The sequence below is a fragment of the Glutamicibacter sp. NPDC087831 genome, assembly GCF_044742845.1.
Lineage (GTDB): Bacteria > Actinomycetota > Actinomycetes > Actinomycetales > Micrococcaceae > Glutamicibacter.
In genome coordinates this window covers 230,912-243,218 of sequence record NZ_JBIUVH010000003.1, presented here as the reverse complement: position 1 = coordinate 243,218, position 12,307 = coordinate 230,912, and the positions used below count along the sequence as shown (strand labels likewise).

At 63.2% G+C, this 12,307-nt stretch carries 14 protein-coding genes; 11 read left to right on the top strand and 3 right to left on the bottom strand.

Translation table 11 applies throughout. The features are described from left to right. Positions 1–10: 10 nt before the first annotated feature. Positions 11–2,359 (top strand): GNAT family N-acetyltransferase, encoded by a 2,349-nt coding sequence (locus ACIOJF_RS11925; protein WP_402735543.1) that lies wholly within the window; start codon positions 11–13, stop codon positions 2,357–2,359. Positions 2,360–2,413: 54 nt separating this feature from the next. Here ACIOJF_RS11925 and ACIOJF_RS11920 read toward each other — a convergent pair whose 3' ends face one another. Beyond that, positions 2,414–3,061 carry a maleylpyruvate isomerase family mycothiol-dependent enzyme gene (locus ACIOJF_RS11920; RefSeq protein ID WP_105657230.1) on the bottom strand — a complete coding sequence of 216 codons (648 nt, stop codon included), beginning with the start codon at positions 3,059–3,061 and terminating at the stop codon, positions 2,414–2,416. Positions 3,062–3,269: 208 nt separating this feature from the next. Between ACIOJF_RS11920 and ACIOJF_RS11915 the strand changes: the two genes are divergently transcribed. The 5 genes from ACIOJF_RS11915 to bioB all read left to right on the top strand — a co-directional run bounded on the left by ACIOJF_RS11915 (position 3,270) and on the right by bioB (position 6,967). After that, on the top strand, positions 3,270–3,614 hold the full coding sequence (locus ACIOJF_RS11915) for a PadR family transcriptional regulator (protein WP_105657229.1): 345 nt from the start codon (positions 3,270–3,272) through the stop codon (positions 3,612–3,614). Positions 3,615–3,616: 2 nt separating this feature from the next. Then, positions 3,617–3,988 carry a DUF1048 domain-containing protein gene (locus tag ACIOJF_RS11910; protein WP_105657228.1) on the top strand — a complete coding sequence of 124 codons (372 nt, stop codon included), beginning with the start codon at positions 3,617–3,619 and terminating at the stop codon, positions 3,986–3,988. 1 nt (position 3,989) lies between these two features. Further along, a complete protein-coding gene (locus ACIOJF_RS11905) occupies positions 3,990–4,781 on the top strand; it encodes an ATP-binding cassette domain-containing protein (protein ID WP_332486651.1) in 792 nt (263 codons plus the stop codon). Beyond that, positions 4,778–5,554 (top strand): ABC transporter permease, encoded by a 777-nt coding sequence (locus tag ACIOJF_RS11900; RefSeq protein ID WP_105657226.1) that lies wholly within the window; start codon positions 4,778–4,780, stop codon positions 5,552–5,554. Before ACIOJF_RS11905 ends, ACIOJF_RS11900 begins: the two co-directional genes overlap by 4 nt. Before the next feature lie 180 nt (positions 5,555–5,734). After that, positions 5,735–6,967 carry a biotin synthase BioB gene (gene bioB / locus ACIOJF_RS11895; RefSeq protein WP_402696389.1) on the top strand — a complete coding sequence of 411 codons (1,233 nt, stop codon included), beginning with the start codon at positions 5,735–5,737 and terminating at the stop codon, positions 6,965–6,967. Between the two features lie 22 nt (positions 6,968–6,989). Here the strand turns inward: bioB and map are convergent, their stop codons facing one another. Next, positions 6,990–7,772: a type I methionyl aminopeptidase gene (gene map / locus ACIOJF_RS11890; protein ID WP_105657224.1), complete on the bottom strand. Its 783-nt coding sequence runs from the start codon at positions 7,770–7,772 to the stop codon at positions 6,990–6,992. Positions 7,773–7,818: 46 nt separating this feature from the next. On the opposite strand from map, the gene ACIOJF_RS11885 reads away from it, so the two are divergent. From ACIOJF_RS11885 to ACIOJF_RS11865, 5 genes are all read left to right on the top strand, one after another. Further along, on the top strand, positions 7,819–8,112 hold the full coding sequence (locus ACIOJF_RS11885; RefSeq protein ID WP_105657223.1) for a helix-turn-helix transcriptional regulator: 294 nt from the start codon (positions 7,819–7,821) through the stop codon (positions 8,110–8,112). 104 nt (positions 8,113–8,216) lie between these two features. Beyond that, positions 8,217–8,543, top strand: coding sequence for a helix-turn-helix transcriptional regulator (locus ACIOJF_RS11880; protein WP_105657301.1), 327 nt, complete (start codon positions 8,217–8,219; stop codon positions 8,541–8,543). Positions 8,544–8,559: 16 nt separating this feature from the next. Further along, entirely contained in the window at positions 8,560–9,312 is a 753-nt protein-coding gene (locus tag ACIOJF_RS11875) for an NADPH-dependent F420 reductase (RefSeq protein ID WP_286134163.1), read from the top strand. Between the two features lie 55 nt (positions 9,313–9,367). Continuing rightward, positions 9,368–10,390 carry an LLM class flavin-dependent oxidoreductase gene (locus ACIOJF_RS11870; RefSeq protein WP_105657221.1) on the top strand — a complete coding sequence of 341 codons (1,023 nt, stop codon included), beginning with the start codon at positions 9,368–9,370 and terminating at the stop codon, positions 10,388–10,390. Positions 10,391–10,500: 110 nt separating this feature from the next. After that, a complete protein-coding gene (locus ACIOJF_RS11865) occupies positions 10,501–10,938 on the top strand; it encodes a 6,7-dimethyl-8-ribityllumazine synthase (RefSeq protein ID WP_105657220.1) in 438 nt (145 codons plus the stop codon). A gap of 93 nt (positions 10,939–11,031) precedes the next feature. Here ACIOJF_RS11865 and ACIOJF_RS11860 read toward each other — a convergent pair whose 3' ends face one another. Next, on the bottom strand, positions 11,032–12,258 hold the full coding sequence (locus ACIOJF_RS11860; RefSeq protein WP_402696393.1) for a glycerate kinase: 1,227 nt from the start codon (positions 12,256–12,258) through the stop codon (positions 11,032–11,034). Positions 12,259–12,307 lie beyond the last annotated feature (49 nt).

Sequence of the window (12,307 nt, the reverse complement as noted above, 5' to 3'; positions counted from 1 at the left end):
GGAACTTCCGATGACCAACTACACTTTCCGTTCCGTGACGTTGCCCGGGGATACTGCGCTGCTGCATTCGTGGATTGCCACCGCGCATGCCTCCTTCTGGGGCATGGCCAACGCAACCGAAAAGGAAATCGAAGCAGAATACCGCACATTGCTTGGCACCCCAGGCTACGAAGTCCTCTTCGGCATTGATGCATCAGGGGACGAGAAATTCCTTGTCGAGCTCTACGACCCAGCAGCATCGCCACTGGCCGATGCATACAACTGCGTCCGCGGCGACCGTGGACTGCACTTCCTGGCTCCGGCAGCCACCGAGCCGCAGCCTGGGTTCACCCTCGACGCTCTCTCCTCGGCCATGGTCCAGGCTTTCGCCCTGCCCGGAACCGAACGAATCATCGTGGAACCTGACCTGCGCAACAAAGCCATCCATGCCCTGAATGCCCGCGTTGGCTTCAGCCCGGTACGTCCAGTGGAGCTTTCCGAGGCAGACGGCTCAATCAAGCAGGCACTGCTGTCCATCTGCACTCGCCAGGATTTCGAAACCGCTACCGGCCGCGGCTTGGAATCCTCATTCCTCTCCCCTGCACGTTGGGACATCGCCAACCGCCATGTCTTGGCCAAGGCCCTGGGCGAATTTTCGCATGAGCGCCTCCTGGAGCCTGCCGGCCATGGAGAAAACCGCTACTCAGTCCAGAAGGATGCCCACCGCTACAGCTTCAGCGCCCAGCGGTACCAGCTGAACCACTGGTTGGTTTCACCGCAGTCCGTGGAACACCACCACTTCGTTGACGGCAGCTGGCAGCAGGCAGAGGTAGACGCCATTGAGTTCATCACCCACTTCTGCCAGGAACTCACGCTTTCCCCGGTGCAGCTGCCCACCTACCTTGAAGAGCTCTCATCCACGCTGGCCAGCCACTGCTACAAGCAGGTTCATGCAACCCATAATTCAGCACAGCTGGCCCGGTTCGACGGCACAGCCGCACAGTCCTTCCAGCTCATCGAATCTTCCATGACCGAGGGCCACCCGTGCTTCATAGCCAACAACGGAAGAATGGGCATCGGGCGCACCGACTACCTGAGGTACGCCCCCGAAACCGGTTCCGCCCTGCACCTTGGCTGGGCTGCCGCCCACAAGTCCCGAGCACAATTCGACGCCGTGGATTCGCTGGATTACGAAGGGCTGCTGGCCGCCGAGCTGGATCCAGCCGAGCGCCAGCGCTTGGATGCGGCCCTGGAGGCCTCCTTGTTCGGCACCGGCTATGCGGCCGGGGACTACATCTTCATTCCGGTGCACCCTTGGCAATGGGAGAACCGCCTGTCGATCACGTTCGCCAATGATATTGCCCGCAAGCAATTGATCTGGCTGGGCACCAGCGTTGACGAGTACCAGGCGCAGCAGTCGATCCGCACCTTCTTCAACCTGTCCAACCCGGAACGACACTACGTCAAGACGGCAATGTCGATCTTGAATATGGGGTTCATGCGCGGGCTCAGTGCCGAGTACATGAAGGTGACTCCCGCGATCAACCAGTGGTTGGGCGAGCTGTTCGCAAAGGACCCGGTGCTCTCGATCCAGCCGGTCGCCCTGCTGCGTGAAATTGCGGCCGTAGGCTACCGCAACCCGCAGTTCGAAGCAGCCACCGGCAAGAGCGATCCGCAGCGGAAGATGCTGGCTGCGCTGTGGCGGGAGTCCCCGATCAGCCTGCTGGGCCCGGAAGAAAAGTTGGCTACGATGGCCAGCCTATTGCATGTCGATGCGTCCGGCAGGTCCTTTGCCGGCGCCCTCATTCGCCGCAGCGGGCTAGCACCGGCCGACTGGCTAAGCCGTTACCTCGATGCCTACCTCATTCCGCTGGTGCATTGCCTGGCTGCCTATGATTTGGTGTTCATGCCGCATGGCGAAAACGTGATCATGGTGCTTGAGAACGGTGCTGTGAAGAAGGTCCTGCTCAAGGATCTGGGCGAAGAGATTGCCGTGCTCTCGGACCGGGTGGAACTCCCGGAGGAGATTCGCCGGGTACGCACCGGTGGAGATCCGGTATTGTCGGTCTTCACGGATGTCTTTGATTCGTTCTTCCGCTTCCTCGCGCCGCTGCTGGATGCCGAAGAACTGCTTTCCGAAGCAGATTTCTGGAAGACCGTAGTTCAACGGCTGCTGGATTATCGCGGGCAGCATCCGCAGTTCGCTGAACGCTTTGATCAACTGGGACTTTTCGCGCAGAGCTTCCCGCTGTCGTGCTTGAACCGCCTGCAGTTGCGCAACAACCAGCAGATGCTGGATCTCGCCGACCAGTCCGGAGGCCTGCTCTACGCAGGCGATCTGGAGAACCCGCTGGCCACCGCCCTCATTCCCGCTGGCTGATTTGCCGGCTTCCCCAGCATCGCGCCGTACAGTCATCGTGCGGCGCGATGCTTGCTATTTCCGCGGCTGTGCCGTGATCCTGCGTGCCAGCTCGCCGACCCCTGCGCCCTGAAGCCGCGGGAGGACCTGTTCCCTTCCGGCCATCGCCAGGACCAGATCCAGCAGTTCGCCACGCACCTCGGGACCGTTCCCGCAACTGAAAGCGTCGTCCGCCGCCGACATCCGCAAGCCCTTGACCAGGGTGCTGCTATTGACTGCGAAGTCCTTGGAGGCGAAGAATCCTGCCACCGCTCGCAGTGCCGTGGGTTCAGGCCGCAGGATCAGATCGAGTGCCTGGGCGATGTCCTGCCCGTGCACTACCACTTCGCCCAGCAAACCGGTCACCGATTTCAGCGGGGCAATGGATTTGCTGGCAGAACGATTGAAATTATCCAGCGTTTGCCGGGCGCCGTCCCCGAGCTGCAGGCGCAGCAGCCGCTCGTTGTGCCGGTCGGCATTGAATCCGGAACGAGCCATATTCACCAGCCAGCGGGCGGTCGAGGTGGATCCGGCGGCCGCCAGATGCGCCGCCACATCGCGGATCTGCCAGTTCGCGCAGAGCGATGGGGCGTTCCACTGCTCCGGAGCCAAGCTGCCCAGCAATCCTGTCAACCGCGCACGCTCGGCATGGACCAGCTCCCAATGCCATCTCGCATCCTTCATGGCGCCTCATCTCCATAGATCCAGTACCGGCTCAGCTTCCAGGAGCATACCGGATTTCCGGTTGCGCCATCTTGCCACTGGTCAAATGGCGGTTCTCCAAAGCTCCGAAAAATATCTGGAAAATCTTGGTACTAAGTATTGCTAAATACCGCTACTTAGTTCTACTATCTACTTGTACTCAATGACACTAAGTAGAGAGGGGTGCACCATGGCCACACAGATGACCGAGATGCTCAAAGGCACCTTGGAAGGGATCGTCCTGGCGATCCTGGCCGAACGCCCGGCCTACGGATACGAGATCACCACGGAACTGCGCGAACGCGGCTTCACCGATCTGGCCGAGGGAACGATCTACGCGCTGCTGGTGCGCATCGAGCAGAAAGGCCTCGTCTCGGTGGAGAAAGTCCCGTCCGAAAAAGGGCCTCCCCGCAAGGTCTTCACCCTCAACCCCAGCGGCAAGCAGCAGCTCGACGACTTCTGGACCATCTGGAACCTGCTCGTCTCCCGCATCAACAACCTCCCCCACCCGAGCACCCCGCAGAAAGGGCACTGATCATGGTCGCCAAATGGATTGAAGCTTTCACCGGCTCACTGGAGCAGAAGAAGCAGTACAAGCAGAGCATGGCACGCCTCAAGGCCCTGCCCCAGCCCTATGCCAAGGCCGCTGCAGGAGTGCAGCGCTACCTGCTGAACCAGAGCGGGGTCACCGACGCCGAAACGATGATCTCCATGTATTCGGACCTGGCCGACCTCTTCGAAGGAGCAGCCGCCAACGGCACCGCGCTGCGCGAACTGCTTGGCCAGGACCCGGCGGAATTCGCCGATGACTTCGCCCAGGCCTACGGGGGCAAGCGCTGGACCGACAAGGAACGCACCCGCCTGGCCGACACCATTTCCGAAGCAGAGAACGAATCGAAGGAGCAATGACATGAATACCGCATTGGCCCCGGAACCGGCCATCGAGGTCACCGGACTGGCCAAGTCATTCAAGAAGCTGCCCGTGCTGCGCGGACTGGACTTCACCGTGCAGCCCGGCAGCATCTTCGCCTTGCTCGGTTCCAATGGCGCCGGCAAGACGACGCTGGTGCGGATCCTGGCCACCCTCCTTCCCGCCGATGCGGGAACCGCCCGGGTCTGCGGAGCTGCAGTGCGCGAGAACCCGGTCCAGGTCCGCCGGTCGCTGGGCCTGACCGGGCAATTCGCCGCAGTGGACGAGGTCCTGACCGGGCGCGAAAACTTGCTGCTGATCGCGCGGCTGCTCCGCTTGGAGAATCCGCGGTCCATCGCCAACGGCTTGCTGGAGCGCTTCAACCTCTGCGACGCAGCGGACCGGCCCGCAGGAACCTACTCCGGCGGGATGCGCAGGCGCCTTGATATCGCCATGGGACTGGCCGGCAACCCGCCGGTGCTCCTGCTCGATGAGCCGACCACGGGACTGGATCCCCAATCGCGCCGCGAGACCTGGCAGGTGATCCGCGACTTGGCCGAGTCCGGCACCACGATCCTGCTCACCACCCAGTACCTGGATGAAGCAGAGCACCTGGCCGATCAAATCGCCATCCTCCACGAGGGCACCATCATCCACCAGGGCACGCTGGCCGAACTCCAGGCCCTGCTGCCGCCGGCCACCACCGAGCTGGTGGCCAAGCGGCCGAGCCTGGAGGAGATCTTCCTGGAACTGATCGGCCACCACCAGCGAACCGAAGGGAGCAAGCCATGAGCATCGCGGCACTGCGGGAAACCAGAATCCTCACCGGGCGCTCGATGCGCCACGTTGTCCGCAGCCCCGACACCATCATCACCACGGCCATCACCCCGGTGGCCATGATGCTGCTGTTCACCTACGTTTTCGGCGGGGCTATCGGCACCAGCGCCACCAGCGCCACCGGGCCGTATATCAACTACCTGCTGCCCGGGATCCTGGTCATCACCATCGCCTCCGGGGTCGCCTACACCTCCTACCGGCTGTTCCTGGACCTGCGCGATGGGCTGGTGCAGCGCCTGCGCTCCATGCCGATCTCCCGCTCCAGCGTGCTCTGGAGCCATGTGGCGACCTCGTTGGCGGCGAACCTCCTGTCCCTGGCGCTGGTACTGGGGGTCGCCCTGGCCATGGGCTTCCGCTCCTCCGCCTCCATGGCAGCGTGGATCGCCGTGCTCGCGCTGCTGTGCCTGGTGACCCTAAGCCTGACCTGGGTAGCGGTGCTTGCCGGCTTGAGCGCGAAATCGGTGGATGGCGCCAGCGCCTTCAGCTACCCGCTGATCTTCCTGCCCTTCATCTCCTCGGCGTTCGTTCCCACCGAGTCAATGCCCGGGCCGGTGGCCTGGTTCGCCGAGCACCAGCCGATCACTGCTATCGTCGATTCGCTGCGCGCCCTGCTGTCGCAAGAACCCGTGGGTTCCGAGCTCTGGATCGCCCTGGCCTGGCTGGCAGGCATCTTGATCCTGGCTTGGGCGCTGGCCACGCGGATCTACCGGAGCAAGACCTCCAGCTGAGCGGCGGGCGCTCCGCACGGGACGCGCGCCGTCTGCAACTGCTGTGGAAAGCAGAGCAAGCCCCCGACTTGAACATTGTTCAAGTCGGGGGCTTTTCGTGTACATTGGTGCCAGCAATTGAACACCGTTCAAGAATGGCTGCACCTTGGCAGGCAGTCATCCAACCAGGCGAAGGAACCCATGAGCATCCCCGCGCAGCGCACCGACACCGCAGATTTCACCGAGCTGGCCGCACGCATCTCCGCTGGCCACCAGCTCACCGCAGCAGAGGCCCTCGGGCTGCTGGCCACCAGCGACGCGCAGACTTCGCGGCTGGTCAGCGCGGCCGGGGTGCTGCGGCGCAAGCATTTCGGCAACACCGTGAAGGTCAACTACCTGGTCAACCTGAAGTCCGGCTTGTGCCCCGAGGACTGCACCTACTGTTCCCAGCGTCTGGGCTCCAAGGCCGAAATCCTGAAATACACCTGGCTCAAGCCCGGCGAAGCGGTGCGCCAGGCAGGTTTGGGCATCGCCGGCGGCGCCTCGCGGGTCTGCATGGTCGCCTCCGGCAAGGGACCCACGGACCGCGATGTGGAACGCGTCGCGGACATGATCGGCGCATTGAAGGAAGCGCATCCGCAGGTCGAGGTCTGCGCCTGCATCGGCATCCTGAAGCAGGGGCAGGCCCAGCGGCTCAAGGAGGCCGGCGCCGACGCCTACAACCACAACCTGAATACGGCCGAGTCCCTCTACCCGGAAATCTGCAGCACCCACAGCTTCGCCGAGCGCGTCTCCACCGTCCAGCAGTCCAGGTCAGCCGGCCTCTCCCCCTGCTCGGGGCTCATCGTTGGACTGGGCGAAACGCCCGAGCAGCTGGTCGAGGCGATCTTCGCCTTGCGCGCACTGGAGGCCGATTCCATTCCGGTGAACTTCTTGATGCCTTTCGACGGCACTCCGCTGGAAGGCACCTGGAACCTGACCCCGCGCGCCTGCCTGCGGATCCTGGCCGTAGTGCGGCTAGCCTGCCCGGACAAGGAAATCCGGATGGCCGGCGGACGCGAAATGCACCTGCGTTCCTTGCAGGCCAATGCCCTGGAAGTGGCCAATTCGCTGTTTCTCGGCGACTATCTGACCAGCGAAGGGCAGGATGCGAAAGCCGACCTGGCGATGATTGCCGACGCGGGGTTCGTGGTGCTGGGCCAAGAAGGCCAGGACCCGGCGCAGCTGGCCAGGACGCTGCGCGAAGCCGCCGGCCATGCTTCGCGCCAGCCGGAGGATGCGGGCAACGCCGGGGCCAGCGGGTGCAGCGGATCGTGCTGCACCTCCGTTGCTTCCCCGGCCTGCGGCAGCGCCTCCTCGGGCTGCGGCACCGGCACGGCCGAACCGGTGCTCCGCCGCCGCGGCGCCGGGACCGGGGAAAGCCCGAACGCCTGATCGCCGCCATGCCGGCCTCTGCCTATGCCGAGAGGTCGGTGGGCAGGGTGAGAATCTCCGCGCCAGTTTCCGTGATGGCAATGGTGTGCTCGGTGTGCGCCGTGCGGCAGCCGGTGGCGCTGCGCAGGGTCCAGCCATCGCGGTCGGTCACCAGCTTGCTGGTATCGGCCATGACCCACGGTTCGATGGCCAGCAGAAGACCGGGACGCAGCGTGTACCCGCGTCCGCGGCGGCCATCGTTGGAAACGTGAGGATCCTGATGCATGGTGCTGCCGATGCCGTGGCCGCCGAATTCCATGTTGACCTTGTACCCTTCGGCGGTCAGCACCGATCCGATGGCGAAGGACAGGTCGCCGATCTTGGCTCCGGGACGCGCCTCGGCGATAGCCGCAGCCAGGGCGCGCTGCGTGGTCTCGATCATCTTCAGGTCTTCTGCACGCGCAGCCGTGCCGACAATGAAGCTGATCGCCGCGTCGGAGGCGATGCCTTTCAAGGTGACGGCCAGATCCAGGGTGAGCAAGTCGCCATCGGCCAGCTGGTAGTCGCGAGGCAGTCCATGGAGCACCGCATCGTTGACTCCCGTGCAGATGTAATGGCCGAAGGGGCCGCTGCCGAAGGACGGGGCGTAGTCGAGGTAGCAGGAGACCGCGCCGGCCTCCTCGATCATTTCCTTGGTCCAGGCGTCGATTTCCAAGAGATTGGTGCCGACCTGCACGCGGTGCTTGAGCGTATTGAGGATGTTTCCGACAAGGCGTCCGGTCTCGCGGGCGCGCTCTACTTCGCTGGCTGTGAGAATCTCGATCATTCCAATTACTATACCGGTATTTTAATACCGGTATAATGGTCTCATTATGGTCAGACTGCCGCTTACCGCCCGGGAAATCGAACAGGGCAAGAACCTCGGCGCGCTGCTTCGGCAGGCACGCGGCGAACGAACAATCCTCGACGTCGCGATCCAAGCCGGCCTCTCCCCCGAAACCCTGCGGAAAATCGAAACCGGCCGCGTCGCCACTCCCGCTTTTTCCACCATCGCCGCTGTCGCGGCCGCGCTGAGCCTATCGCTCGATGAGATCTGGTCAACCATCAACTCGCAGAATACCTGCGGCTCTCCAGCGCTTCACCCCTCACAGCTATCGCACCGCTAATTCGCAGGGCCTGATCCCTTCTGCATGTACATGTTGACGCGTACATAACTAGTATGTACACTTTTTTGCGTACATGCACGCCTTTCGGAGTTAAGGAAATGAACGTGGCAAGCCGCCTCACTCGACCTCTAACCATTCCCTCCGAAGAGGAAATGGACCTATTCGAAATCATGGCCGCTCTGGCCGATCCGGTCAGGCGCGCCATCATCGCTCACATTGGCGCAACCCCCGGTGGCGCGTGCAGCAGCTCGGACTTTGGTGTCTCAAAGTCGGCACTCACCCGGCACTGGCGCATCCTCAGGGAATCCGGCTTGATCAGGCAAGAGGTTGATGGCACCCGGCACCGCAACTGGTTGCGCACCGAAGAACTGGATCATCGATTCCCTGGACTCATGGATACGGTTCGCCAGGAACTTGCCCGCACCACATAAAATTCTTCACCCTTAGATACCTCATCGACCACAAGATAAGAATTCGGAGCAACCCATGAGCACAACCAAGATCGGGATTATCGGTAGCGGAAATATCGGCCAGGCCATTGCTCGCCTAGCTGTGGCCGCTGGCGCCACCGTGGCCATCGCGAACTCACGCGGCACCGCCTCGCTCGCCGACGTGGTGGAAGAACTCGGCGACAACGCGCACGCGGCAACCGTTGCTGAAGCCGCTGAATATGGCGATATCGTCGTGTTGGCCATCCCGCTGTCGGCTTATTCGGACCTTCCAACCCAGGTGCTTGCCAACAAGACGGTCCTATCCACCGGCAACTACTACCCATCCCGCGACGGGCGCATAGAAGTTCTCGATTCCTTGAAGTCCACTACTGCGCAATTGGAAGCATCGCTCCTTCCCGGCGCCCGCATCACCAAAGCCTTCAACAACATCGTGGCGCATCACATCCCGCTTCTGGTCAATTCAGCTCCGAGGACCGCGTTGCCAATATATGGCGATGACCTTGCTGCCAAGACCGAAGTGCTGGAACTTGTCCAAGCGTTGGGCTTCGATACGGTCAATGCCGGAACCTTGGCTGATTCGTGGCGCGCCGAGCCCGAATCCGGTGGCTACACTCACGTCTACGCCCAAGATCCCGCTAATTTCTACTCCGCGCACCTTGCCGATCGCGGTCAGCCAGTGACTATCGCGCAGCTCGAAGAGGCGCTCGCCACTGCGCATCGAGCCGGCGTCGCCGCCCGCCAGTTCTAGCAGACCACGAGGCTAGGACTGGAATAACCATTCGAGACTACTTGTTGCCTCAAGCATGAAGAACATCGGATTCTTGTCCTTCGGCCACTGGACCGACCACCCGCAATCAGGCACCCGCACCGCCTCCGATGCCCTGCTGCAGGCCATCGATCTGGCGGTCGCCGCCGAGGAGCTCGGCGCGGACGGCGCCTATTTCCGCGTGCACCACTTCGCCCAGCAATACGCCTCCCCGTTCCCGCTGCTGGCTGCCATCGGCGCGCGAACCAGCCGCATCGAGATCGGTACCGGCGTCATCGACATGCGCTACGAGAACCCGCTGTACATGGCTGAGGATGCAGGCTCCGCCGACCTGATTTCCAATCGCCGCCTGCAGCTGGGCATCAGCCGTGGTTCGCCCGAGCAGGTCATTGACGGCTGGCGCCACTTCGGCTTCGAGCCGCGCGAGGGCGAATCGGATGCCGATATGGGCCGCCGGCATACCGAGCGCCTGCTCGAGGTGCTTTCCGGGGAAGGCTTCGCCGAGCCTAGCCCGAACCCGATGTTCCCCAATCCCCCGGGCCTGCTGCGCATCGAGCCGCATTCGGACACCTTGCGCGAACGCATCTGGTGGGGTTCCGGATCCAATGCCACTGCAGTGTGGGCCGCGAAGCTGGGCATGAACCTGCAGAGCTCCACGCTCAAGGACGATGAATCGGGCAAGCCCTTCCACGTCCAGCAGGCCGAGCAGATCCAGCTCTACCGCGACGCCTGGAAGGAAGCCGGCCACTCACGCGAACCGCGCGTCTCGGTGAGCCGCAGCATCTTCGCACTGACCGATGAGCGCGACTGGCAGTACTTCGGCCGTGACCGCTACAGCTCGGACCAGATCGGCAACATCGATGAGAAGACCCGTGCGGTCTTCGGCAAGTCCTATGCCGGGGAACCAGATGAACTGGCCAAGAAGCTGGCCGAAGACGAAGCCATCGCCGCGGCGGATACGCTCCTTCTCACCGTTCCAAACCAGTTGGGCGTGGACTACAACGCCCACGTCATCGAATCAGTGCTCAAGCACGTGGCCCCGCTGATGGGCTGGCGCTGAACCGGCTCATTCGTTACGCGGATCCCTTCCCCATTTATTCCATTGAGACCCACGCCACTAGGGTAGATCAAAAGACTTAGACATTTGCACGCAGAATCAGGGAGCAACTCATGAGCAAGCCATTGAACGTCGCCTTCATCAAGGCCAGCTGGCATGCGGATATCGTCGACCAGGCCCTGGCCGGCTTCAAGGCCGAGATGGATTCTTCCGGGCAGGAATACACCATCAATGTCGTCAGCGTACCCGGCGCCTACGAAATGCCGTTGCAGGCCCAGCGCCTGGCGAAGACCGGCAAGTACGATGCAGTGGTAGCCGCAGCCCTCGTGGTTGACGGCGGCATCTACCGCCACGACTTCGTTGCCCAGGCGGTAGTGGACGGCTTGATGCGGGTCCAGCTGGATACCGATGTACCTACTTTCTCGGTCAGCCTGACCCCGCACCACTTCCACTCGAATGATGAGCACCAGGGCTTCTACTTCGAGCATTTCCTGAAGAAGGGCGCCGAGGCGGCACGCGCGGTTCAGGCCGTGGCGGCTATCGAGCTCTAGGGAATACGCGAAAAACAGGCGTGCTGCCTTGAACGCCGTTGTCAACGGTCAAGGCAGCACGCCTGTTCCTATTCAGGGCGCGACCGCTGGCTGCTACCAAGCCTCGCGCGGGCTGAGCCGGGCTGCTGCCATTGATGCACCCAGGATGATGGTGCGCATGAAGCGTTCGGCCGCTTCGATCAGCAGCCGCTCCCCGTCATCCACTGCTTCTTGCAGCGTCATCGGGATGGGCATGATCGAGGCAATGGCGTCAATTCCGATATCGTGCACGTCTCGGCAGCCGCGGCCCAGAGTTCCTGCCAGGGCCACTACCGGCACCCCATGCAGCGCCGCGCGCCGTGCTACCTCCGCCGGCACCTTGCCCTTGGGCGTCTGGAAGTCGATGGCGCCTTCTGCGGTGATGACCAGATCCGCTCCGCGCAGCATCGAGTCCAGATCGATGCCGGCCAAGCCCGAGTCCAGGATCGCCTCGAAACGAGGCAAGAGCACCGCCCCCACCGCCGCCAAGCCAGCGCCCAGCCCGCCCGAAGCACCCGTCCCCGGGGCCAAAGCGAAATCCGTGGAGCGCGAGGACTCCAGCGCATCGCGGCGCAGGATCGAGGCCCAGCGTTCGAAACCTGCTGACATGATTTCGACCTGTTCCGGAGTTGCCCCCTTCTGCGGACCGAAAACGCGGGCCACTCCGCGCGGGCCGGTCAGCACATTGTGCGGGTTCAGCGCCATGGTGATCCGGACATTCCCGGCAGCCAGGGCCGGGTGCAGGCCGGACAGATCCAACCGGTCCACCGATCCGAGGTAGTTGCCGCCGGCCTTGACCTCATGGCCGCTGGCATCAAGGATTCGTGCACCCAGCGCCTGCAATGCCCCCATGCCTCCATCCGAGGTACCCGAGTCGCCGCAGCCCACGAGGATCTTGGAGGCCCCGGCATCAATGGCGGCCGCGATCAGCTCGCCCACACCGTAGCTGGTGGTGGTTCCCGGATCCCGCTGGTCGCGGGGAACCAGCCGCAGGCCCGCAGCGGCGGCCATTTCGACGACTGCCGTTCCGGCCGCTTCGCCACCGAGCATGGCGTAGTGGGACTCGACTTGCTGGCCGACCGGACCGGTGACTGCCATTGGCACCAGGTGGCCGCCGGTAGCGCACGCCAGGGTTTCTGCGGTGCCTTCGCCGCCATCGGCGATGGGCACTGCCTTGACCGTGGCTCCGGGCAAGGCCCGGCGAACCCCGGCGCCGATGGCCGCCGCGACTGCCGCCGCGTCGAGGGATTCCTTGAATCCGGAAGGGGCTACCAGGATGCGTTGTGGAAGTGCGTGTGCCATGATTCGTTGTCCTTTTCAGTGAGGATGAATGCGATGAGATGTGAAGCTA

Excerpts from the sequence above, each read along its gene's own strand:
- ACIOJF_RS11925 (WP_402735543.1), top strand. The coding sequence starts at position 11 with ATGACCAACTACACTTTCCGTTCCGTGACGTTGCCCGGGGATACTGCG.
- ACIOJF_RS11920 (WP_105657230.1), bottom strand. The coding sequence starts at position 3,061 with ATGAAGGATGCGAGATGGCATTGGGAGCTGGTCCATGCCGAGCGTGCG.
- ACIOJF_RS11915 (WP_105657229.1), top strand. The coding sequence starts at position 3,270 with ATGGCCACACAGATGACCGAGATGCTCAAAGGCACCTTGGAAGGGATC.
- ACIOJF_RS11910 (WP_105657228.1), top strand. The coding sequence starts at position 3,617 with ATGGTCGCCAAATGGATTGAAGCTTTCACCGGCTCACTGGAGCAGAAG.
- ACIOJF_RS11905 (WP_332486651.1), top strand. The coding sequence starts at position 3,990 with ATGAATACCGCATTGGCCCCGGAACCGGCCATCGAGGTCACCGGACTG.
- ACIOJF_RS11900 (WP_105657226.1), top strand. The coding sequence starts at position 4,778 with ATGAGCATCGCGGCACTGCGGGAAACCAGAATCCTCACCGGGCGCTCG.
- bioB (WP_402696389.1), top strand. The coding sequence starts at position 5,735 with ATGAGCATCCCCGCGCAGCGCACCGACACCGCAGATTTCACCGAGCTG.
- map (WP_105657224.1), bottom strand. The coding sequence starts at position 7,772 with ATGATCGAGATTCTCACAGCCAGCGAAGTAGAGCGCGCCCGCGAGACC.
- ACIOJF_RS11885 (WP_105657223.1), top strand. The coding sequence starts at position 7,819 with ATGGTCAGACTGCCGCTTACCGCCCGGGAAATCGAACAGGGCAAGAAC.
- ACIOJF_RS11870 (WP_105657221.1), top strand. The coding sequence starts at position 9,368 with ATGAAGAACATCGGATTCTTGTCCTTCGGCCACTGGACCGACCACCCG.
- ACIOJF_RS11865 (WP_105657220.1), top strand. The coding sequence starts at position 10,501 with ATGAGCAAGCCATTGAACGTCGCCTTCATCAAGGCCAGCTGGCATGCG.
- ACIOJF_RS11860 (WP_402696393.1), bottom strand. The coding sequence starts at position 12,258 with ATGGCACACGCACTTCCACAACGCATCCTGGTAGCCCCTTCCGGATTC.